This is a genomic window from Hymenobacter saemangeumensis, from assembly GCF_039541835.1.
Taxonomy (GTDB): domain Bacteria; phylum Bacteroidota; class Bacteroidia; order Cytophagales; family Hymenobacteraceae; genus Hymenobacter; species Hymenobacter saemangeumensis.
The window spans coordinates 266,796-286,128 of sequence record NZ_BAABGZ010000013.1 but is presented as its reverse complement, the minus strand read 5'-3'; the positions used below and the strand labels follow the sequence as shown (position 1 = coordinate 286,128).

Genomic DNA, 19,333 nt, shown 5'->3' with positions numbered 1-19,333 from the left:
TTTTCACAACCCAAAATCTACCCTCTGCAGTTCTTTAGCACAGCACAAGTAAGACTCCCCTCCCCCGCACAGGAGGGGCCGAGGGTGGGCTACATCCCTCCTTAGCGCTGCTCAGCCAGCAGAAATGCCTTCAGCGCTTCGTAATCAACCGGCAGGGGCACGCTTCGTTTTGCCCGCCCCTGCAGGTGCTGCACCGATTCGGGCACGGGGATGGGCTGCCCAATCAGCTGCTCTACTACTTCAGGAAACTTCACCGGGTGGGCCGTGGCCAGAAACAGGCCCGGCGCCGCCGGCTGCTGCTCCAGGTAGCGCTGCAGGGCGGTGTACGCCACGGCCCCGTGCGGGTCGAGCAGGTAGCGGTGCTCGGCCCACACCCGCGCGATGGTGGCGGTCGTGTCGGCGTCGCTCACGGTGTCGGTACTCAGGGCGGCCCGCAGCTGGCTGATATCCTGCATAAACAGCTCCTGAATGCGGATGAAGTTGCTGGGGTTGCCCACGTCCATGGCGTTGGAGATGGTAGGCACGGCGGGGCGGGCCTCGTAGTGGCCGCTGCGCAGGTAGGCGGGCACGGGGTCGTTGGCGTTGCAGGCCGCGATGAAGTGGCCCAGCGGCAGGCCCGAAGCCTGGACCAGCAGGCCGGCGCAGAGGTTGCCGAAGTTGCCGCTGGGCACGGCCACTACCGGCGGCGCATCAGCGTCGGGCCACTGCTGCCAGGCAAAGCAGTAGTACAGCTGCTGCGGCAGCCAGCGGGCCACGTTGATGGAGTTGGCCGAGGTGAGGAAGCGGTGACGGGCCAGCTCGCCATCCAGAAAAGCCTGCTTCACCAGGGCCTGGCAGTCGTCGAAGGTGCCGCTTACTTCCAGGGCCGTGATGTTCTGGCCCAGGGTGGTGAGCTGCAGCTCCTGCACGGGGCTCACCTTGCCCGAGGGGTAGAGAATGACCACCTCCACGCCCTCCACGCCCAGGAAGCCGCTGGCCACGGCCCCGCCGGTGTCGCCGGAAGTAGCCACCAGCACCGTCACGGGCGGCGTGCTGCCCTGCCGGGCAAAGTAGCCCAGGCAGCGGCTCATAAACCGGGCGCCCACGTCCTTAAACGCCAGCGTGGGCCCATGAAACAGCTCCAGGGCTGTGATGCCCGGGCCGACGGCCACCAGCGGAAAGTCGAAGCCCACCGTTTCCGCGCAGATGCGGCGCAGCTCGTTTTCGGGAATGCTGCTGCCCACGTAGGGCCGCATCACTTCTACGGCCACGTCAGTCCGGCTCATCTGCCGCATCTCTCCTAGGAGTTTGGATGAGAACTGCGGAATGGCATCGGGGAAGTACAGGCCCCCATCCGGTGCCTGCCCGGTAATGGCGGCCGTGCGGAAGTCAACCGCAGGCGACTGCCGGCGAAGGCTGTAGTAGTTCATATAAGCTGCTCTTTTGTAGTTTCTTAACGTGCGACGACCCGCGCCCCTTCCGTGGCTACTGGCCCAACGTAGGTGAAGGACTCGATGTGCAGCCCTTCAAATACGCTACTCAGCTCCCGGCCAACGGCCTGTGCTGTCGCCTCGGTTTCACTGAGCATGAAAATGGATGGGCCCGAGCCGGAGATGCCGCCGCCAATGGCGCCGGCGGCCAGGGAGCGGCGCCGCGCCTCGGCCAGGCCCGGAATCAGGGCTTGCCGGGCAGGCTCCACAATTACATCCTCCAGGGAGCGGCCAATCAGCGCATAGTTAGCCTGCAGGAAGCCGGCCACCAGCCCGGCCACGTTGGCCCACTGCCGCACGGCCTGGGGCAGCGGCACAGCCTGGGGCAGCACGGCCCGCGACTCAATGGTCTTCACCTCAATCTGGGGGTGCACGATGGATACCCACAGCGGCGGCGCGGCCAGGGCCACGATGTCGATGCTGGGCTCCATGGCCCGCACCAGCGTGAAGCCGCCGTACACGGCCGGCGCGATGTTGTCGGCGTGCCGGGCGCCGGAGGCTATTTCCTCGCCCGCCATGGCAAAGTCCACCAGCTGGGCCTTGCTGTACCGGTTGCCCAGCAAAGCATTGGCCCCCACTACGGCGCCCACCGCACTGGCCGCGCTGGAGCCGATGCCGCTGCCGGGCCTAATGCCCTTGGTGATTTCCACCTCAAACCCCATCGGCTCGGGCAGCGCGGCCAGCAGGGCCAGCAAGGCCACGCCGGCCACGTTGCGCGTCGGCTCCGTGGGCAGCCCAAACCCGTCGAGGTGCCGGATGCTTACGCCCGGCTCGGCCCGGCGGCTCACCTTCACCACGTCGTAGGGGGCGCCCAGGGCCAGCCCCAGCACATCAAACCCACAGCCCAGGTTGGAGACGGTAGCGGGCGAATGAACGGTAACGGAATTCATTTCAAGCACTTGTTTGTGAATAATTAACTGCTGCAAGGCAGTTAGTAGTCGTTGATGGCGCGGGGTCGTACCCGAGAGGGCTATGCCCCGTGCCGGCTATTTGTCGGCCTCTGGCCGACGGTCGTTGAATGATTTTTGAACGACTTCTGCTGAGGCGTTCTGCTGTTGCAGGCCAGAGGCCTGCGAATAGTCAGCACGGGGCACAGCCCTCTCGGGTACGACCCCGCGCTATCACTTCTACCTCAGGAAATACGCTAAGCACCAAGCACTAAAGCACAGCCCGCATGATGTCGGCGAACACGCCGGCGGCGGTGACTTCGCCTCCGGCGCCGGCCCCTTTGATTACCAGGGGCTGCTCCACGTAGCAGTCGGTGTAGAACTGAATGGCGTTGTCCTTGCCGCGCAGGTCGTAGAGGTTGTGGTCGGGGGCCAGCTGCTGCAGGCCCACTTTGGCCCGGCCCTCGGCGTATTGCGCCACGAAGCGCAGCTTTTTCCCCTGGGCCGCGGCCTGGTCGTAGAGGGCGCGGAAGTGGGCTTCTTCCCTCAGCATCTGGGCGTAGAAGGCCTCCACGTCGCCTTCAAAGCAGGACGCGGGCAGGAAGCCCTGGATTTCGATGTCGCTCATCTCCATTACCTCGCCGGCTTCACGGGCCAGTATCAGGGCTTTGCGGGCTACGTCGGTGCCGCTCAGGTCCAGGCGCGGGTCGGGCTCGGTGACGCCGGCAGCCTGGGCCTGCCGCACCACTTCGGCAAAGGGCTGGCTACCGTCGTAGTGGTTGAACACGAAGTTGAGCGTGCCCGACAGCACCGCCTCGAAGCGCTGCACCCGGTCGCCGGTGCGCACCAGGTCCTGCAGGGTGTTGAGGATGGGCAGGGCCGCGCCCACGTTGGTTTCGAACAGGAAGGGCGCGTTGAACTCCTGCGCCAGGCTTTTGAGATGGGCGTAGAAGGCGTAGTCCGACGAGGCCGCCACCTTGTTGCAGGCCACCACGGCCACGCTCTTCGCCAGCAGCGGCGCGTAGCAGCGCACGGTGTCGGGCGTGGCTGTCACGTCGACCAGCACCGAGTTGCGCAGGTTCTTGTCGATGATAAGCTGGGTGAATTCGTCCAGGCCCAGGGGCGGGGCGGCGTCCAGCGCGGCGGCCCAGCTGCCCAGGTCCAGACCTTCGTCGCTCACGGCGCAGTGCCGGCTGCTGGCCAGGGCCACCACCCGCACCTGCACCCGCAGCTTGTCGAGCAGGTAGGCCTGCTGCCGGGCCAGCAGGTCGAGCAGCTTGCCGCCCACGTTGCCGGCGCCCAGCACAAAGAGGTTGACCTGCTTGTAGGTCGCCTCAAAAAAAGCCTCGTGCACCACGTTGATGGCCTTGCGCACATCGGCCGCCTGAATGACGGTGGAGATGTTCTTCTCCGACGAGCCCTGGGCAATGGCCCGGATGTTCACCCCGTTGTGCCCCAGCGCGCCAAACAGCTTGCCACTGATGCCGGGGTGGCTTTTCATGTTTTCGCCCACCAGCGCCACAATGGCCAGCCCCGTTTCCACCCGCAGCGGCTCAATGCGGCCGGCCGCGATTTCCGTGGCAAACTCCTCGTCCACGGCGTCCTGCGACCGGGCCGCATCGGCCTCGTTCACCCCCACGCAGATAGAGTGCTCCGAGGAGCTTTGGGTGATGAGGATGACGTTTATCCGCTCCCGGGCCAGCGCCGCGAACAGCCGCCGCGAAAAGCCGGGAATGCCCACCATGCCGCTGCCTTCGAGGCTGAGCAGGGCCAGGCTGCTTATGCTGGAGATGCCGCGCACCACGGCCGCCGTGCGCGGCGGGGCCACTTCCACCAGCGTGCCGTGGTCCTGGGGCGCGAAGGTGTTTTTAATCCACAGCGGGATGCCGCGCTGCATCACCGGCTGAATGGTGGGCGGGTACAGCACCTTGGCGCCGAAGTGCGACAGCTCCATGGCCTCCTGGTAGGAGATGCGGGCAATGGGCCGGGCGCTGCTCACCAGGCGCGGGTCGGCCGTCATCATGCCGCTCACGTCGGTCCAGATTTCCAGCACCTCGGCTCCGAGCGCGGCGGCCAGCAGGGCGGCGGTGTAGTCGGAGCCACCCCGGCCCAGCGTGGTGGTGTTGCCCTGGGCATCGGCCCCGATAAATCCGGGCACCACCCACAGCCGGGCCTTGTGGGCGTTGAGATAGGCCTTTACCTGCAGGTCGGTGGCGGCCATGTCTACCTCGGCATTTCCGAAGCGGGAGTTGGTGCGAATCAGCTGCCGGCTGTCGGCCCAGGCGGCGTCCAGCCCCTGCTGCTTAGCGGCCGCCGCCACCAGCTGCGACGACAGCAGCTCGCCGTAGCTCATCAGCTTGTCGAGGGTGCGCGCGGAAAGCTCGCCCAGGGCGAAGACGCCGTCGCACACCCGCTGCAGCTCGGCAAACTGGCTGCGGAGCAGGTCCAGGCTGGCCTGCTGGCTGGCCGTGGGCAGCAGTTCCTGGGCGGCAGCCAGGTGGCGCTGCTCCAATCCGTGCAGCGCTTCCCGGTACGCCTCGTTGCTGGCCGCGGCGCTGCGCCCGGCGGCAATCAGCGCGTCGGTGGTGCCGCCCAGGGCCGACACCACCATAACGACGGGGCCTTTAGACAATGCTGCGGCAGCAATAGCTACCGATTTACCAATATTTTCCGCTGAGGCCACCGAGGTGCCTCCGAATTTCAAAACCTGCATGAAAGGTGTTTCTGGTTCCTGGTTCCTTGTTTCTGGTTTAGCCACGCTTATTCCTACCAACGAGCTTCCCGGCAACAAGAAACAAGCAACTAGAAACCAGAAACTATAGCAGCGCTGTTACTACGCCGTACCTTTGCAAACTACTGACATAATTCCCCGAACACAAAATGCTGGATAAATTAGAAGCCATCCGCGAACGGTACGACAACGTCAACGACGAGCTGATGCAGCCCGACGTGATGTCGGACCTGAAGCGGTACAAGGCCCTGAACAAGGAATATAAGGAGCTGGGCAAGATTGTAACCGAATACCGCAACTACCAGCAGGTATTGAGCAACATAGAGAATGCCCGGCAGGTCATTGCCACCGAAAAAGACGAAGACTTCCGCCAGATGGCCAAGGACGAGCTCGACGAGCTGGTGCCCGAGCAGGAGCGCCTGGAGGAAGTTATCAAAGACTTGCTTATTCCCAAGGACCCCAACGACTCCAAGGACGTCATCATGGAAATCCGCGGCGGCGCGGGCGGCGACGAAGCGGCGCTCTTCGCCGGCGACCTGCAGCGCATGTACATGCGCTACGCCGAAAAGCAGGGCTGGAAGATGGAGCTCATCGACGCCATGGAAGGCACGGCCGGCGGCTACAAGGAAATCATCGTAGCCGTGCGCGGCGAAGACGTGTACGGCAAGCTCAAGTTTGAGAGCGGCGTGCACCGCGTGCAGCGCGTGCCGGCCACCGAAACCCAGGGCCGCATTCACACCAGCGTAGCCTCCATTGTGGTATTGCCCGAAGCCGAGGAGTTCGACATTGAGCTGAACATGAACGACATCCGCAAGGACTACTTCTGCTCCAGCGGCCCCGGCGGGCAGTCGGTAAACACCACCTACTCGGCCGTGCGCCTCACCCACCTGCCCACCGGCCTGGTGGCCCAGTGCCAGGACCAGAAGTCGCAGCTCAAGAACTTCGACAAAGCCCTGGCCGTGCTGCGCTCCCGCGTGTACGAGATGGAGCTGGCCAAGAAAAACGAGGCCGACGGCGCCGTGCGCAAGAACATGATTGGCGGCGGCGACCGCAGCGACAAAATCCGCACCTACAACTACCCCCAGGGCCGCGTCACCGACCACCGCATCGGCTACACCGTGTACAACCTGGCCAGTGTGATGGAAGGCAACATCGACGACTTCGTGGAGCAGCTCCGCATCGCCGAAAGCGCCGAGCGCCTGAAGGAAGGCGTAGCGTAAGCTGTTGATAAGACCTTAGACCTTAGACATGAGACCTTAGAAAGTTCTTTCGGCAGAACGATTCTAACGTCTCATGTCTAACGTCTAAGGTCTAATTACCCTGCCACCATACTATTTCCGCTTAACCAGCCGTTTTAGCCGCCCGACTTACGCCCGCCCCCTTATGCGCTACCTTCTCCCCTTGCTTTTCCTGCTGAGCAGCCTGGTTGTGTTCCTGCCCGGCTGTGAGCCCAAGGAAGACCTGCTGCAAACCTCGGGCAGCCTGGAGCTGAAGGCCGACACGGTGCTGTTCGACACAGTTTTCACCACGGTGCGCACCGTCACGAAAAGGCTGTGGGTGTACAACCGCAACAGCGGGGCGGTGAAAACCGATGTAAGCCTGAGTGGAGCCGCGGGCAACACCTACACCCTGCTCATCAACGGCGACCTGGGGCCGGCAGTGAGCGGCCTCACCATTCGGGGCAAGGACAGCCTGCTGGTGCTGGTGCGTGCTCTGGTGGGCGACAACGGCAGCTCGGCCAACCCCAAGGATTTTCTGGTGGAAGACCAGCTGCACTTCCGCACCAACGGCAACGACCAGGTGGTACGCCTGATTGCCTACGGGCAGAACGCCTACTTCCACCGCGGCGACATCATCACCAGCAACACCACCTGGGCCACCGACAAGCCCCACGTCATCATCAACCGCAACGTGACGCTGGGCGCTAATCGGTTCAACATCGGGGTGGCCGTGGCCCAGAATACTACGCTTAATATTCCCAAAGGCGCCCGCATCTACTGCCACGCCGGCGCCACGCTGCAGGTAGATGGCACGCTGAAGGTTAACGACACCTTCAGCCCCAGCGGCGTAGTGCCCGATTCCAGCCGCGACATCGTGCGCTTTCAGGGCGACCGGCGCGAAGCATTCTACAATGACGTGCCGGGGCAGTGGGGCGGCATCATCTTTACCAGCGGTAGCCATAACAACGACATCCGCTACACCGAAATCAAGAACGCCACCTTCGGCCTGCTGCTGTACAACCCCGATGCCCGCGGCCAGGCCCCCGACCTTCTGCTGAAGAACAGCACCATTCGCAACATCTCGGGCTCCAACATTTCCTTTGCTAACGCCACGGCTACGGCGGGCGGTGGCATCATCAGCTACTCGGGTACCGTAAGGGCCACCAACTGCCTGTTTACCAACTGCGGGGAATATGCGGTGCTGGGCGCTGGCGGGGGAGTGTTTAACTTCAACTACTGCACCTTTGCCAACTACACCCCGGCTTTTCAGCGCAAAACGGCTTCTCTCACTTTCCTGAAGCAGCAGCTCAGCGACCCTGGCATTCTGCACCCCATTCGGGTTACCATCAACAACTCCATCGTGTGGGGCTCCATCAAAGACGAGCTGTTTGTGGAAGGTGGCCTCAGCCCTGCTTCGGGCAATAGCGTTAGCATTACCAACTCCCTGCTGCGCACCGACGAGTACCAGGCGGCTCCGGAAATTCGAGCCACCACTCCCACCGACCTGCGCAACCTCGTCAATGCGGACCCGCGCTTTAAGCGCACCCCGCTCAATGCCCCCAACCGCTACGACTACAGCCTCGATGCCGGGTCCCCGGCCCTTAACCGCCCCCCGGTAACAGCTGCTTTTGGTGAAAGGATTGACCTGCGCAACCAGCCCCGCCCCGGGCCGACCAACGCCGCCCCCGACCTTGGGGCTTATGAGCGACAGGAGCCCTAAACAGCCCCGCCTATCCAAAGCAGCGGGTGAGCCAGAGCTAGTGCGCTCCGGCTCACCCGCTTTCTTTTTTTGCTTCTACTACTCGATGTTCACATTACCCACCGCCGCGTATTCCTTGATAAAGGCGTAGGGCTTGCTGTTGAGGGTAGCCAGGAGAATTTTGAAGGGCAGCACCTGCATCACGGCCGATTTGTCCGATACCGTGGGCAGGTTGCGCAGGTCGTTGGCGGTAAAGGTGATGGACGCCGTACCGGCCCGGGCCCGCTTCAGCACGCTCTGGTTGCCGGCCGCAATCAGCACGTACACCGAGTCGGCGTTGCTTACCGTGCTCAGCGCTACGGTGAGGCCGTTAGCTTTGCTGATGGCAGTAGGCAAGGTGCCCGAGTAGTTGGGCATGCTGCCGCTGTGGTTGTAGTTGAAAGCCGTTACACTGCCCGAGCCCGCTATGCTCCAGTTTGAGCCATTGCTGAAGCCCAGCTCGGTAGAAGGGTTGGTTTGGGTGGGCGTGGCCACCTTGGAGTACGTGTTGTTGCTGCCTTTGTCCAGGGCATTTCCGTTTACCGTCACGGCCCCGGCATCCAGGTAGGCCGTGGGCGTCAGGTTATAGAACAGGGCCAGGCCGCTTTCTACGGTCAGCGTGACGGGTACGGGCGTGGGCACGGGCGAGGGGGCGGCGTAATTCAGGCGCAGGCTTATCAGTGCCCCGTGCACGTTCCGGACGGAAGGAGTAGCGGCCGTAGGCGTCGTCGAAGCCGGCGTGCTGGGCGTCGTTGCATCGTCTTTTTTGCAGGAAGCAAGGGCCAGGCTGAAGCCGGCCGCCAGAAAAAGGCTGTAGCAGCAAAAGGTTTTCATGAAGGTAAAAAGGTAGGTAAAATGCCCCGCGGCTCCGTGCCACGACCATTGCAAAGGTGGCCGCCGCCTGCACCCTCGGCAATACCTTGGTTCCCGTATTTTCAGCTCCGTACCAGCACGGACACAAGCGCTTAGTTGCCATGACCAGCCGGCACTGAAGGCCTGCACCGGCCAGCAAAGCCCCAGGCCCGCCATTCTGCACAAAAAAGCCGGGCTCCGCAGGGGCCCGGCCACTTGGCTTGCTCGCAGCTGGCGCTACGCTGGCGGCTGACGCGCTACTCTACCGTAGCATCCGTACGGTAGCGCAGCGCATCAAAGAGAACAAGCTTCTGCATGCCGCTCACCTCATAGCGCTGCAGAGAGCCGCCGCTAAACTTCATGCGCAACTGCTTGCTACTATCAAACAAAGGGTTACCCTGCAATATCGCCGCACTTATCTCGCGGGGCACCTTTCCTTCCCGCACCACCACCAGCTCCGTTACCGGTGCATTGGCCAGCTTCAGCCGGCGGGTATAGGTGTAGCGCTGCAGCCCCCCGCCCAGCTCGGCCGAGTCGACGGCATAGGCCCCCCGCAGGGCCGCTTTGTTGATATCAGCCTGTAGAAACACCTGCAGCTCGTTGGCCCACTTCACGTCGGCCACGCGCACCGTTTCCTCGCCGCCGTCGCGCAGGCTCACGCGCTTGGTAACGGCCCGCCCCTGCTGGGCCAGCTGCTGCATCTGCTGCTCCACCAGGCCGCGCACGTCGTAGTACAGCTTGCCCTTGGGGTTGAGCCGCGGAGCCGCGGGGCCGGTTTCATCGGCGCAGCCCGCCACCGATAGGGCAAGCAAACCAAGTAGAGCTGAACGCAGGGCCGGGGGGCTAACAGACATGAGAAAGGCACCAGGGCCTGTTAAGTAAGAAAAAAACTCAGGCACCCGTGCTGCCCACAAGCTGCAGCAGGTCCCATTTGTTGCCGTACAAGTCGGCAAATACGGCCACCGTGCCGTAGGCTTCCACTCGCGGTGCCTCCAGAAACTGTACGCCGGCGGCCGTCATCTGCTCGTGGTCGCGCCAGAAGTCGTCGGTGTGCAGAAACAAAAACACCCGGCCGCCCGCCTGGTTGCCTACCTGCCGCTCCTGTTCCGGCGTTGCCGCCTGCGCCAGCAGCAGCCGGCCTTCGCTGGCGCCGGGCGGGCTCAGCGTTACCCAGCGCTTGTTTTCACCCGGCAGCTGCGCATCCTCCACCACCCGAAAGCGCAGCTGCCGGGTGAAGAAGGCAATGGCCTCGTCGTAGTCGCGCACCAGCAGCGCCACGGCGCCGAGATGTTGTTTCATGCGGTTGGCTAACAGCGTTAGGGGCGCAGCAGGCTCTGCCCGGTCATCTGCAGCGGCTGCGGAATGCCCATCAGGGCCAGCACCGTGGGGGCCAGGTCGGCCAGCTTGCCGTCGGCCAGGCTGCCGGTGTAGTCGTTGCTGGCCAGAATGCAGGGCACCAGGTTGGTGGTGTGGGCCGTGTTGGGCGAGCCGTCGGCGTTGCGCATGAACTCGGCATTGCCGTGGTCGGCAATGATAAGGCAGGCGTAGCCGGCAGCCAGGGCCGTTTCTACCACGGCCTGGGCACACTGGTCGGTGGTTTCCACGGCCTTCACCACGGCCTCAAATACGCCGGTGTGCCCCACCATGTCGGGGTTGGCGAAGTTGAGCACCACGAAGTCGGCCGAGCGGGCGGCCAGCTCCGGCACCAAGACATCGCGCAGGTCGGCGGCGCTCATCTCGGGCTGCAGGTCGTAGGTCGCCACTTTGGGCGAAGGGCAGAGCAGGCGCCGCTCGCCCACAAACTCGTTTTCGCGCCCGCCGCTGAAGAAGAACGTCACGTGCGGGTACTTCTCGGTTTCGGCAATGCGAATCTGGGTTTTGCCGTGGGTGGCCAGCACCTCGCCCAGGGTGTTGTCGAGGTTGTCTTTATCGAAAATGGGGTTCACCCCTACAAAGGTGTCGTCGTAGTTGGTCAGGGTGAGGTAGTGCAGGTTCAGGCGCGTCATCTGGAAGGCGTGGAAGTCCTGCTGCGTCAGGGCCTCCGTAATCTCGCGGCCGCGGTCGGTGCGGAAGTTAAAGCACAGCACCACGTCGCCTTCCTGAATGGTGGCCAGGGGCTGGCCATCGGCGCCCACTTTCACAATGGGCTTAAGAAACTCGTCGGTTACGCCTTCGCGGTAAGAGTCCTGAATGGTTTGAATCAGGTTCTGCGAGGGCGTGCCTTTGCCGTTCACCAGCAGGTCGTAGGCCACCTTCACCCGCTCCCAGCGCCGGTCGCGGTCCATGGCGTAGTAGCGGCCCACCACCGAGGCAATGCGGGCACCGCTGCGCTCCACGTGGGTTTCCAGCTCGTTCACGTAGCGCACCCCGCTCTTGGGGTCGGTGTCGCGCCCGTCGGTGAAGGCGTGCACGTACACGCGGCGGACGCCGGCTTCGTGGGCAATGGTGCACAGGGCCTTCACGTGGTCGATGTGCGAGTGCACGCCGCCATCTGAGAGCAGGCCAATGAGGTGCAGGGGCTTGTCGTTGGCCAGGGCATAGTCCAGGGCCCGGGCCAGGGCCGGCATCTGCGCCAGCTTGCGCTCCCGGATGGAGCGGCCGATGCGCACCAGCTCCTGGTCGACCACGCGGCCGGCGCCGATGTTCATGTGGCCTACTTCGGAGTTGCCCATCTGCCCCTCGGGCAAGCCCACCGCTTCGCCCGAAGCCTGAAGCCGGCTGTGGGGGAAGCGGCGCAACAGCCCATGGAAAAACGGCGTACGTGCCGTATCGACGGCCGAAACCGTCGCATCCTGCGCGATTCCCCAGCCATCCAAAATCACCAGCAAAACCTGTTTGTTCATGCCGCGAAGATACGGACGGCCCTGCGAGTGGCGCTGTTTGCCTATCTTTCGCCGTAAGCCTATTATTGCAATCTGCTCGTCAGCTTTTGAGCAGAATTCACCGCTTACCTTCTAATAAAAGCTGTTAAGCGGGCCTTAAAATCCTGCTTCCTGGCACCATTTTCGCTTGAAACCCGCCGCGCATGACGCAACTATACTCCCGATAATGAAACGCTATTTTTTTCGAACGCTATTCATCAGCTGGCTATTTCTGCTCAGTGCTGCGGCTGCCCACGCCCAGTCAGACAGCTTCAGCGCCATTCGTTTGGCTCTCCGCAATGGCTCCTCCCGCGAGCTTTCCCAATACCTGGCCCCCACGGTTGAAATCGGGTTCGACGGCGACAAGCAGACCTACAGCGCCACCCAGGCCGAGCTGGTGATGAAGGACTTCTTCGGGAAGAACTCGCCCAGCAGCTTCGAGATTATTCACCAGGGCTCCAGCGACGGCAAAATTCAGTACGCCATTGGCCGCTACACCGGCCGCAACGGCGTGTACCGGGTGTTCGTGAAGCTGAAGCCGCCCCGCGGCACGCCCCAGATTGATACGCTTGACTTTACCAAGGAATAGCCGCGCTTTGCGTCTGGCTCTTGCTAAGCCCCAGCCCTTCCAGGCCGGGGCTTTTTCGTGCGCATTGCCAGAGCCGGCTGGGCTACTGCATAGTTTTCCGTATCTATTCAGGCTGCGGTCCGTAATTTTGCCCCGTGCAAACCGCTTCCTACCTTACGCCCGAAGCCCTGATGACCTTTATCCGCACGGCCCTGGCCGAGGATGTAGGCGATGGCGACCATTCGGCCCTGGCCTCCATTCCGGCCGATGCCCAGAACCGTGCCCACCTGCTGGTGAAAGGCGAAGGCATTCTGGCTGGCGTGGAGCTGGCCCCGCTCATCTTCCACGAAGTGGACCCTGCCCTGCGCATGGAGGTGCGTCTTACCGACGGCACCCGCGTCAAGCACGGCGACATTGCTTTCACCGTGGAAGGCCCGGCGCGCAGCATCCTCACCGCCGAGCGCCTGGTGCTCAACTGTATGCAGCGCATGAGCGGCATCGCCACGCACACGGCCTACCTCACCAGCCTGCTGGCCGGCACCAAGGCCCGCCTGCTCGATACCCGCAAAACCACCCCCAACTTCCGCCTCTGCGAGAAGTGGGCCGTGCTCATTGGCGGGGGCGTGAACCACCGCTACGGGCTGTTCGACATGATTATCCTCAAGGACAACCACGTCGACTACGCCGGAGGAATTGCCCAGGCCATTGCCGCTACCCACGCCTACCTGCAGCGCACCGGCCGCCAGCTGCCCATTGAGGTAGAAACCCGCAGCCTGGCCGAAGTGCAGCAGGTGCTCGATGCCGGCGGCATATCCCGCATCATGCTCGACAACATGAAGCCCGAGCTGCTGCGGCAGGCCGTGGCCCTCATCGCCGGCCGCTACCCCACCGAGGCCAGCGGCGGCATCACCGAGCACACCATTGCCGAAGTAGCGGCCACCGGCGTCGACTTTATTTCCGTGGGCGCCCTCACCCACTCCATCAAAAGCCTGGATTTGAGCCTGAAAGCTTATTGATGTGCTGATTATTTGATTTGCTGATGTGCTAATTTTTTAGTCCCTCGGCTAATCGACAGCGGTGGCCAAGCATCAGCACATCAACACATTAATTCATTAACACATCAATCAGTGAATCAACCCAATCAACGAGGCGGCGGTGGCGGCTTCCGCCAGGCCCAGCAGCCTTCGCCGCTGGCTATCCGCACCAAGAAGACCCAGTTCGATACCAACACCTACACCCGCCTGGCCATGGCCGAAGTGTGGAAGAAGGACTGGCCTTATGCCCTTATACCCTTCGCCCTGGGCCTGCTGCCGGCCATCTTCGTTCATTCCTGGTGGTGGTTGGCCCTCTCGGTGCTGCTCACCGTGCTGTTTGTGCTGCTGCGCTCGGCCCAGGTGACGGGTGTGACGCAGATGGAGCAAAGCAAGCCCCTGTTTGAGCGCATGAGCTTTGAGATGGACCAGCGCTTTCTGCTGATGCGCGTGGGCCCCGAGAAGGAAGGAAAAGCCATGCAGCTGCAGTGGGACATGATTGGCCGAGCCCGCCGCGACGCCGACGCCTACCTGCTCTACCTCAAGCCCGGCACCCCGCCCGAGGGGCTGGCGCCCTGGCGGCAGTGGGTAGCCCGCACCTTCGATGTGCCGGTGTTTTTACATTTGCCCCTGCGCATCTTCAACTCGCCCAACGACCTGAAGCTGTTTGAATCCCTGCTGCGCCGTAAAAACCTGCTGCCCGCCGAAGCCGGCGCTCCCCAGGCCGTATAACGCAGCGACCCACCTTAACATCACAACCGCAACTCTTTCGATATGAAGCTGACCTCTCCCCGCCTGCTGGCCCTGGCCGCAGCCGCCCTTGCCCTGAATGCCTGCAGCTCCGAGCCGTCCGACTGGCGCCCCGAGCAAAAGGTGTCGCTCGACCAGGTAGCCCCCGGCACCCGCGAAACCCAGTACTTCGACCAACACACCGAGCATGCGCCCAACCAGGCCAAAGGCGCTGCCATCACTACGCCGATAAGCTCGGCGATGGAAGTGCAGGGCGACAAAGGCCCCGGCACGCACACGGCCGCCGAAGCCACTTCGGCCAACACCGAAGCCGGCCAGATGAACCACGGCAAAAACGACAACCTGGGCAAGTCGACCCAGGAGGTGATGAGCAACAACGGCAAGCCCGGCCAGCAAACTGCCGGCGAGGGCGAATCCCACGAGGGCCAGCACTAAGCCGCTGACTATGAGAAATGGCAGCTTCGCCTCGCCTACCGGCGCGGGCGAAGCTGCCATTTTGTGTCTGTTAGCCTACAACGCCTCGCGCCTTCCGGCCTGCCGGAACTGCGTTCCGCTTAATGGCCAACAGCCTGCTTTTTTAACTTTTGAGTAGCGCCGAAAAGCTTACCACTAGTCCATCTCCCATATAGGATGGTTGGCTGCTGATTGGCTTTTGTCTTACTACTCACGTCCGCCTACTTATCCGTTGCGCATGTGGTTTGCCATTTCCCTGTTGTTGATAACCGTGCTGGGCGCGGGCTGGGCAGCGGCCCTGGTGCCGCTGTCGCGGGGTGGGCAGTGGCTGAAACCATTGCTGGCCTTTAGCGGGGCCTACCTGTTTACGCTCACCGTCACGCACATTCTGCCCGAAGCCCTGCAGCTATTGCCCGAGGCACCCCAGCGCGTGGGCTACTGGGTACTGGCCGGCTTCTTTGGGCAGCTGGTGCTGGAGGTCTTCTCGCAGGGCGTCGAGCACGGCCACGTACACCACGAGCCCGCGCATGGCCCCCACGGCGTAGCCGGCCGCGTGCCGTTCCTGCTGCTGGCAGCGCTGGTTATTCACTCCTTTCTGGAAGGCAGCATCCTGGTGCGCACGCCGGAAGTGGGGGCCATCAGCCAGAAATTTAATGCCATTGCCGTGGGCGTGGCCCTGCACCATATTCCGGCAGCTTTCGCCCTGGCTACCCTGCTGCGCCTGCGCCTGGGCGGCTTCGCCCGCATGTGGCCCTTCCTGCTGCTGTTTGCCGTGGCCTCGCCGGCAGGCATCATCTTCAGCAACTACGTGGCCCTGGAGCAGCTGCTGCAGGGCGGCCTCTATGCGGCCCTGCTGGGGCTGGTAGCGGGCAACTTCCTGCACGTGTCCACCACCATCCTGTTTGAAACCAGCCCCGAGCACCGGCTGAACTGGCCCAAGCTGCTGGCTACGCTGGCCGGCCTGCTGCTCGCGCTGGCCGTAGGCTGGGCCGAATAGGGCTTAGCCGTCGAGCAGCGGGCCGCGGCCCTGTAAGAAGCTCTCCAGCTGCCGGGCCCGGGCTACTTCCTGCGCCAGGGCAGCCTGCAGCTGCTCCATGCGCTGGCGCATGGCCAGAATAATGTCGAGGGCTTCGGGCTGCAGGCCCAGCTCGTGGTGCAGGCGGGCCAGGCGGGGCAGCAGCTCGTCGGGCTCTTCTACCTGCACGGTATCGGGCGCGCTGCTGGGGCTGAGCAGGCCGAAATCGACAAAGCGGCGCAGGTCGTCGGGGGCCAGGCCGTAGCGCCGGCCGCACTCCTGAAAGGTGAGGGTGATGATGTGCGTTTCCATAGCAAAAGGGGTTAGGCGTTGGGGCGCAGGGCCGCCAGCTGCTGAAACAGCTCTAGCTCTTTTTCCGTGAGGTTTTGCGGCAGCGTGAGGCTAATGCGGAGGTAGAGGTCGCCAAACTGCCCGGGCTGCTTGTACACGGGAAATCCTTTGCCGCGCAGGCGCAGGCGGGTGCCATTGGCCGTCTCGGGCTTGAGCTTGATTTTAACCGGCCCGCCCAGGGTTTCCACGGTCTGCTCGCCGCCCAGCACGGCTTTGTAGATGCTCACGGGCACGTCCTGGGTCAGGTCGTCGCCACTGCGGGCGTAGCGTGGGTCGGGCGCAACGCGGAAGGTGATGAGCAGAGAGCCATTAGGCCCGCCGTTGCGGCCGGGGCCGCCCTGGTCGCGCAGCCGAATGGTTTGCCCATCGGCCACGCCGGGCTGAATGGTCAGCCGCAGGCTTTTGCCATTCACGTTAATCATTCGCGGGCCGCCGCGGTAGGCGTCTTCCAGCGTCAGCTCCATCTCGGCCTGGTAGTCCTGGCCGGCGCCGGGGCGGCTGCCGCCCGCGCTGCGCCCGCCCCCCATTCCCCCAAACAGGGAGCTGAAAAAGTCGGAGAAGTCGGCCCCATCGCCAAAGGGGCTGCCGCCAAAATCACCACCCTGGCCCTGGGTGTACTGGCTCCAGTCGAAGCCTCCGCCGGGCTGGCCGCCGCGGGCACCACCCGCCTGCTGATAGCGCTGCCAGTCGGCCCCGAACTGGTCGTACTTCTTCCGCTTTTCCGGGTCACTCAGCACCTCGTTGGCTTCGTTTACTTCCTTAAACTTGCGCTCGGCCTCGGCATTGTTAGGGTTCACGTCGGGGTGGTACTGACGGGCCAGCTTGCGGTAGGCCTTCTTGATTTGCTCGGTGCTGGCCGATTTATCCACACCCAGCACCTTGTAATAATCCTTGTAATCCATCGTCGAAATACGGGCGGTAAGAAGGGAGGTCAGAATGTTTTACTCTATCCGGGGGGCGTAAGTTATAGCTCGCCTTCAGGGGTGCCGCTTCTTTTCCGTTAAAAAAAGAGCCTGTTCCCAGTAAAGGAAACAGGCCCTCTCCTTCTTTTGGAAAGAAGCATAGCTAAACTTTTAGCCCAGCGTGGCTACGGCGGCCCGCAGGCGCTGCGCTACCTCGCCCGTGCCCAGGATGGCCAGGGTTTCGAACAGGTCGGGGCCGGCGCCGGCGCCGGTCACGGCCACGCGCAGGGCCTGCAGCACCTGCCCGGGCTTCATGCCCTGGGCTTCGGCGGTCTGGTTAAACAGCATTTTTAAACCTTCGGCGGAAGTATCGGCCGCGCCTTCCAGAGCCGTGGCGTAGGCAGCCAGGGCTTCACTCACTTGGGGGTTCCACTTCTTGGCCACCACCTGCTCGTCGTAGCTGCTGGGGGCCTGGAAGAAGTAGCGGGCTTCCATCCAGAAGTCCTTGGGGAAGCTCACCCGCTCCTTCATCACGCCTACAATCTGCTCGGCCTTGGCCTGGTCGCAGCTGATGCCGTGCTCGGCCAGGGCATCGATGAGGTAGGGCGCCAGCTCGGCGTTGGATTTAGCGCGCAGGTAGTGCTCGTTGTACCACTTCACCTTGTTCTGGTCGAAGCGGGCCGGCGACTTGCTTACGCGCTCGATGCTGAAGGCCTGCACCAGCTCGTCCATGGAGAAAATCTCCTGCTGCGTGCCGGGGTTCCAGCCCAGGAAAGCCAGGAAGTTGATGAAGGCCTCGGGCAGGTAGCCGCTTTCGCGGTAGCCACTGCTCACGGTGGGCTGGCCGGTTTCGGCATCGGTGCCGTGCCACTCCAGCGGGAACACCGGGAAGCCCAGGCGGTCGCCGTCGCGCTTGCTCAGCTTGCCGGTGCCGTCGGGCTTGAGCAGCAGGGGCAGGTGGGCAAACTGCGGCATGGTGCTTTCCCAGCCCAGGTAGCGGTACAGCAGCACGTGCAGCGGTGCCGAGGGCAGCCACTCCTCCCCGCGAATCACGTGGCTGATTTCCATCAGGTGGTCGTCCACGATGTTGGCCAGGTGGTAGGTGGGCATGCCGTCCGACTTCATCAGCACCTTGTCGTCGATGGCTGAGGAGTGCACCACCACCCAGCCGCGAATCAAATCCTGGAACCGCACTTCCTCCTTGCGGGGCACCTTGAGGCGAATCACGTAGGGTGCGCCGCTATCCAGCAGCCCTTTCACCTCGTCTTCGGGCAAGGTCAGGGAGTTGCGCATCTGGGCGCGGGTGATGCTGTTGTACTGGGGGTTGGGCACCTTGGCCGCCGTGAGTCGGGCGCGCATGGCTTCCAGCTCGTCGGGCGTATCGAAAGCGTAATAGGCATGGCCCGAGGCAATAAGCTGGTCGGCATACTGCTTGTACATGGGCTTGCGCTCGCTCTGCCGGTAAGGCGCGTGCGGGCCGCCTACCCCCACGCCTTCGTCAATCACAATGCCGCACCAGGCCAGGGCCTCCAGAATGTATTCTTCGGCCCCGGGCACAAAGCGGTTCTGGTCGGTATCCTCAATGCGCAGCAGCATCTTGCCGCCCAGCTTGCGGGCCAGCAGGAAGTTATACAGGGCGGTACGTACCCCGCCAATGTGCAGCGGCCCCGTGGGGCTGGGCGCAAAGCGCACCCGAACTTCTCTCTCCGTCATAGTCAAAAAAAAGCGCGTCCCGGTGTTCGGAACGCGCTACAAAGGTAAGGCCGGTTAACAATGAACAATTAACAGTGAGCAATGAGCAATGTCGTTCCAAACAGAAATTACTCATTGTTCACTGTTAATTGCTCATTGATTTTTACTCCCGGTTTTTGAAGCCCAGCCACAAGGCAAGCCCCAGCAGGGTAATACCGCCGCGGATAAGCCAGCCCACGGTGCTGCCCCAGTTGTCGACCCAGGTCAGCAGCACATGCCTGGTGCCGGGGCTAATGAAGGGCAGGGCCAGGGAAATCAGGCCAATCAGGAATAAAGCGAGTCCAAGTTCTCTCATTGTAATAGCTGTCAGGCGTTAAAGTGCATTTCAGGCTCTAACGCCCAGCAACCGTCGATTGGTATAGCTGGCTTAGCCGGCTACGGCAATGCAGGAAATTTCCACGTCTACATCCCGTGGCAGGCGGCTTACTTCCACGGTTTCGCGGGCCGGCGCGGTGGCTTCGTCGAAGTAGGAGCCATACACTTTATTGATGGTGGCAAAGTTGCCCAGGTCTTTCACGAAGATGGAGCACTTCACCACGTCGGCCAGCGAGAGGCCGGCGGCAGCCAACACGGCGCTCATATTTTTCATTACCTGATGGGTCTGGGCCACTACGTCGCCGGTTACGAGCTGGCCGCCGGCATCCAGGGCAATCTGGCCCGAAACGTACACGGTGTTGCCGGCTTTCACGGCCTGGGAGTAGGGACCAATCGGCGCGGGCGCCTGGTCGGTGAGAATGATTTGGTGGGGCATAG

At 63.0% G+C, this 19,333-nt stretch carries 19 protein-coding genes; 7 read left to right on the top strand and 12 right to left on the bottom strand.

What is annotated here, in order from left to right:
- Nucleotides 1-101: 101 nt before the first annotated feature.
- The 3 genes from thrC to thrA form a co-directional block, all read right to left on the bottom strand.
- Nucleotides 102-1,409, bottom strand: a complete 1,308-nt coding sequence (gene thrC, locus ABD919_RS05650; RefSeq protein WP_345234584.1) for a threonine synthase — start codon at nt 1,407-1,409, stop codon at nt 102-104.
- A gap of 23 nt (nt 1,410-1,432) precedes the next feature.
- Nucleotides 1,433-2,359, bottom strand: coding sequence for a homoserine kinase (locus tag ABD919_RS05645; protein ID WP_345234582.1), 927 nt, complete (start codon nt 2,357-2,359; stop codon nt 1,433-1,435).
- 268 nt (nt 2,360-2,627) lie between these two features.
- Nucleotides 2,628-5,069: a bifunctional aspartate kinase/homoserine dehydrogenase I gene (gene thrA, locus ABD919_RS05640; RefSeq protein ID WP_345234580.1), complete on the bottom strand. Its 2,442-nt coding sequence runs from the start codon at nt 5,067-5,069 to the stop codon at nt 2,628-2,630.
- Nucleotides 5,070-5,236: 167 nt separating this feature from the next.
- Here thrA and prfA point away from each other — a divergent pair, with 167 nt between their 5' ends.
- Together prfA and ABD919_RS05630 are read left to right on the top strand one after the other, a co-directional pair.
- Nucleotides 5,237-6,307: a peptide chain release factor 1 gene (prfA, locus tag ABD919_RS05635; protein WP_345234578.1), complete on the top strand. Its 1,071-nt coding sequence runs from the start codon at nt 5,237-5,239 to the stop codon at nt 6,305-6,307.
- A gap of 163 nt (nt 6,308-6,470) precedes the next feature.
- Entirely contained in the window at nt 6,471-8,027 is a 1,557-nt protein-coding gene (locus ABD919_RS05630; RefSeq protein WP_345234577.1) for a hypothetical protein, read from the top strand.
- Between the two features lie 78 nt (nt 8,028-8,105).
- Here the strand turns inward: ABD919_RS05630 and ABD919_RS05625 are convergent, their stop codons facing one another.
- From ABD919_RS05625 to gpmI, 4 genes are all read right to left on the bottom strand, one after another.
- Nucleotides 8,106-8,879 (bottom strand): hypothetical protein, encoded by a 774-nt coding sequence (locus ABD919_RS05625; protein WP_345234575.1) that lies wholly within the window; start codon nt 8,877-8,879, stop codon nt 8,106-8,108.
- 275 nt (nt 8,880-9,154) lie between these two features.
- The gene (locus ABD919_RS05620; protein WP_345234573.1) at nt 9,155-9,709 is read right to left on the bottom strand and encodes a hypothetical protein; all 555 of its coding nucleotides are present in this window, start codon (nt 9,707-9,709) and stop codon (nt 9,155-9,157) included.
- A 79-nt stretch (nt 9,710-9,788) separates the two neighbouring features.
- The gene (locus tag ABD919_RS05615) at nt 9,789-10,196 is read right to left on the bottom strand and encodes a VOC family protein (RefSeq protein WP_345234571.1); all 408 of its coding nucleotides are present in this window, start codon (nt 10,194-10,196) and stop codon (nt 9,789-9,791) included.
- 17 nt (nt 10,197-10,213) lie between these two features.
- Nucleotides 10,214-11,740, bottom strand: coding sequence for a 2,3-bisphosphoglycerate-independent phosphoglycerate mutase (gpmI, locus tag ABD919_RS05610; RefSeq protein WP_345234569.1), 1,527 nt, complete (start codon nt 11,738-11,740; stop codon nt 10,214-10,216).
- Between the two features lie 205 nt (nt 11,741-11,945).
- Here gpmI and ABD919_RS05605 point away from each other — a divergent pair, with 205 nt between their 5' ends.
- The 5 genes from ABD919_RS05605 to ABD919_RS05585 all read left to right on the top strand — a co-directional run bounded on the left by ABD919_RS05605 (nt 11,946) and on the right by ABD919_RS05585 (nt 15,557).
- Nucleotides 11,946-12,347: a DUF4783 domain-containing protein gene (locus ABD919_RS05605; protein ID WP_345234568.1), complete on the top strand. Its 402-nt coding sequence runs from the start codon at nt 11,946-11,948 to the stop codon at nt 12,345-12,347.
- Between the two features lie 170 nt (nt 12,348-12,517).
- Complete coding sequence (gene nadC, locus ABD919_RS05600; RefSeq protein ID WP_345235198.1) at nt 12,518-13,342, top strand: carboxylating nicotinate-nucleotide diphosphorylase; 825 nt, start codon at nt 12,518-12,520, stop codon at nt 13,340-13,342.
- 111 nt (nt 13,343-13,453) lie between these two features.
- Nucleotides 13,454-14,089 carry a hypothetical protein gene (locus tag ABD919_RS05595; protein WP_345234566.1) on the top strand — a complete coding sequence of 212 codons (636 nt, stop codon included), beginning with the start codon at nt 13,454-13,456 and terminating at the stop codon, nt 14,087-14,089.
- A gap of 42 nt (nt 14,090-14,131) precedes the next feature.
- Nucleotides 14,132-14,542 (top strand): hypothetical protein, encoded by a 411-nt coding sequence (locus tag ABD919_RS05590; protein ID WP_345234564.1) that lies wholly within the window; start codon nt 14,132-14,134, stop codon nt 14,540-14,542.
- 256 nt (nt 14,543-14,798) lie between these two features.
- Nucleotides 14,799-15,557: a ZIP family metal transporter gene (locus tag ABD919_RS05585; protein WP_345234562.1), complete on the top strand. Its 759-nt coding sequence runs from the start codon at nt 14,799-14,801 to the stop codon at nt 15,555-15,557.
- A gap of 3 nt (nt 15,558-15,560) precedes the next feature.
- Here ABD919_RS05585 and ABD919_RS05580 read toward each other — a convergent pair whose 3' ends face one another.
- The 5 genes from ABD919_RS05580 to ABD919_RS05560 all read right to left on the bottom strand — a co-directional run bounded on the left by ABD919_RS05580 (nt 15,561) and on the right by ABD919_RS05560 (nt 19,331).
- On the bottom strand, nt 15,561-15,887 hold the full coding sequence (locus tag ABD919_RS05580) for a chaperone modulator CbpM (protein ID WP_345234560.1): 327 nt from the start codon (nt 15,885-15,887) through the stop codon (nt 15,561-15,563).
- An 11-nt stretch (nt 15,888-15,898) separates the two neighbouring features.
- Entirely contained in the window at nt 15,899-16,828 is a 930-nt protein-coding gene (locus tag ABD919_RS05575; RefSeq protein WP_345234558.1) for a DnaJ C-terminal domain-containing protein, read from the bottom strand.
- A 171-nt stretch (nt 16,829-16,999) separates the two neighbouring features.
- Complete coding sequence (gene gltX / locus ABD919_RS05570) at nt 17,000-18,541, bottom strand: glutamate--tRNA ligase (protein WP_345234556.1); 1,542 nt, start codon at nt 18,539-18,541, stop codon at nt 17,000-17,002.
- Between the two features lie 142 nt (nt 18,542-18,683).
- Nucleotides 18,684-18,875, bottom strand: coding sequence for a hypothetical protein (locus tag ABD919_RS05565; RefSeq protein ID WP_345234554.1), 192 nt, complete (start codon nt 18,873-18,875; stop codon nt 18,684-18,686).
- Nucleotides 18,876-18,947: 72 nt separating this feature from the next.
- Nucleotides 18,948-19,331 (bottom strand): RidA family protein, encoded by a 384-nt coding sequence (locus tag ABD919_RS05560; protein ID WP_345234552.1) that lies wholly within the window; start codon nt 19,329-19,331, stop codon nt 18,948-18,950.
- Nucleotides 19,332-19,333 lie beyond the last annotated feature (2 nt).

Bases quoted from the DNA above. Each gene is read 5' to 3' on its own strand.
- thrA (WP_345234580.1), bottom strand. From the start codon at position 5,069: ATGCAGGTTTTGAAATTCGGAGGCACCTCGGTGGCCTCAGCGGAAAAT.
- ABD919_RS05565 (WP_345234554.1), bottom strand. From the start codon at position 18,875: ATGAGAGAACTTGGACTCGCTTTATTCCTGATTGGCCTGATTTCCCTG.
- ABD919_RS05580 (WP_345234560.1), bottom strand. From the start codon at position 15,887: ATGGAAACGCACATCATCACCCTCACCTTTCAGGAGTGCGGCCGGCGC.
- ABD919_RS05625 (WP_345234575.1), bottom strand. From the start codon at position 8,879: ATGAAAACCTTTTGCTGCTACAGCCTTTTTCTGGCGGCCGGCTTCAGC.
- ABD919_RS05605 (WP_345234568.1), top strand. From the start codon at position 11,946: ATGAAACGCTATTTTTTTCGAACGCTATTCATCAGCTGGCTATTTCTG.
- ABD919_RS05630 (WP_345234577.1), top strand. From the start codon at position 6,471: ATGCGCTACCTTCTCCCCTTGCTTTTCCTGCTGAGCAGCCTGGTTGTG.
- thrC (WP_345234584.1), bottom strand. From the start codon at position 1,409: ATGAACTACTACAGCCTTCGCCGGCAGTCGCCTGCGGTTGACTTCCGC.
- ABD919_RS05560 (WP_345234552.1), bottom strand. From the start codon at position 19,331: ATGCCCCACCAAATCATTCTCACCGACCAGGCGCCCGCGCCGATTGGT.
- ABD919_RS05615 (WP_345234571.1), bottom strand. From the start codon at position 10,196: ATGAAACAACATCTCGGCGCCGTGGCGCTGCTGGTGCGCGACTACGAC.
- nadC (WP_345235198.1), top strand. From the start codon at position 12,518: ATGACCTTTATCCGCACGGCCCTGGCCGAGGATGTAGGCGATGGCGAC.
- ABD919_RS05575 (WP_345234558.1), bottom strand. From the start codon at position 16,828: ATGGATTACAAGGATTATTACAAGGTGCTGGGTGTGGATAAATCGGCC.
- ABD919_RS05585 (WP_345234562.1), top strand. From the start codon at position 14,799: ATGTGGTTTGCCATTTCCCTGTTGTTGATAACCGTGCTGGGCGCGGGC.
- gltX (WP_345234556.1), bottom strand. From the start codon at position 18,541: ATGACGGAGAGAGAAGTTCGGGTGCGCTTTGCGCCCAGCCCCACGGGG.
- gpmI (WP_345234569.1), bottom strand. From the start codon at position 11,740: ATGAACAAACAGGTTTTGCTGGTGATTTTGGATGGCTGGGGAATCGCG.
- prfA (WP_345234578.1), top strand. From the start codon at position 5,237: ATGCTGGATAAATTAGAAGCCATCCGCGAACGGTACGACAACGTCAAC.
- ABD919_RS05590 (WP_345234564.1), top strand. From the start codon at position 14,132: ATGAAGCTGACCTCTCCCCGCCTGCTGGCCCTGGCCGCAGCCGCCCTT.
- ABD919_RS05645 (WP_345234582.1), bottom strand. From the start codon at position 2,359: ATGAATTCCGTTACCGTTCATTCGCCCGCTACCGTCTCCAACCTGGGC.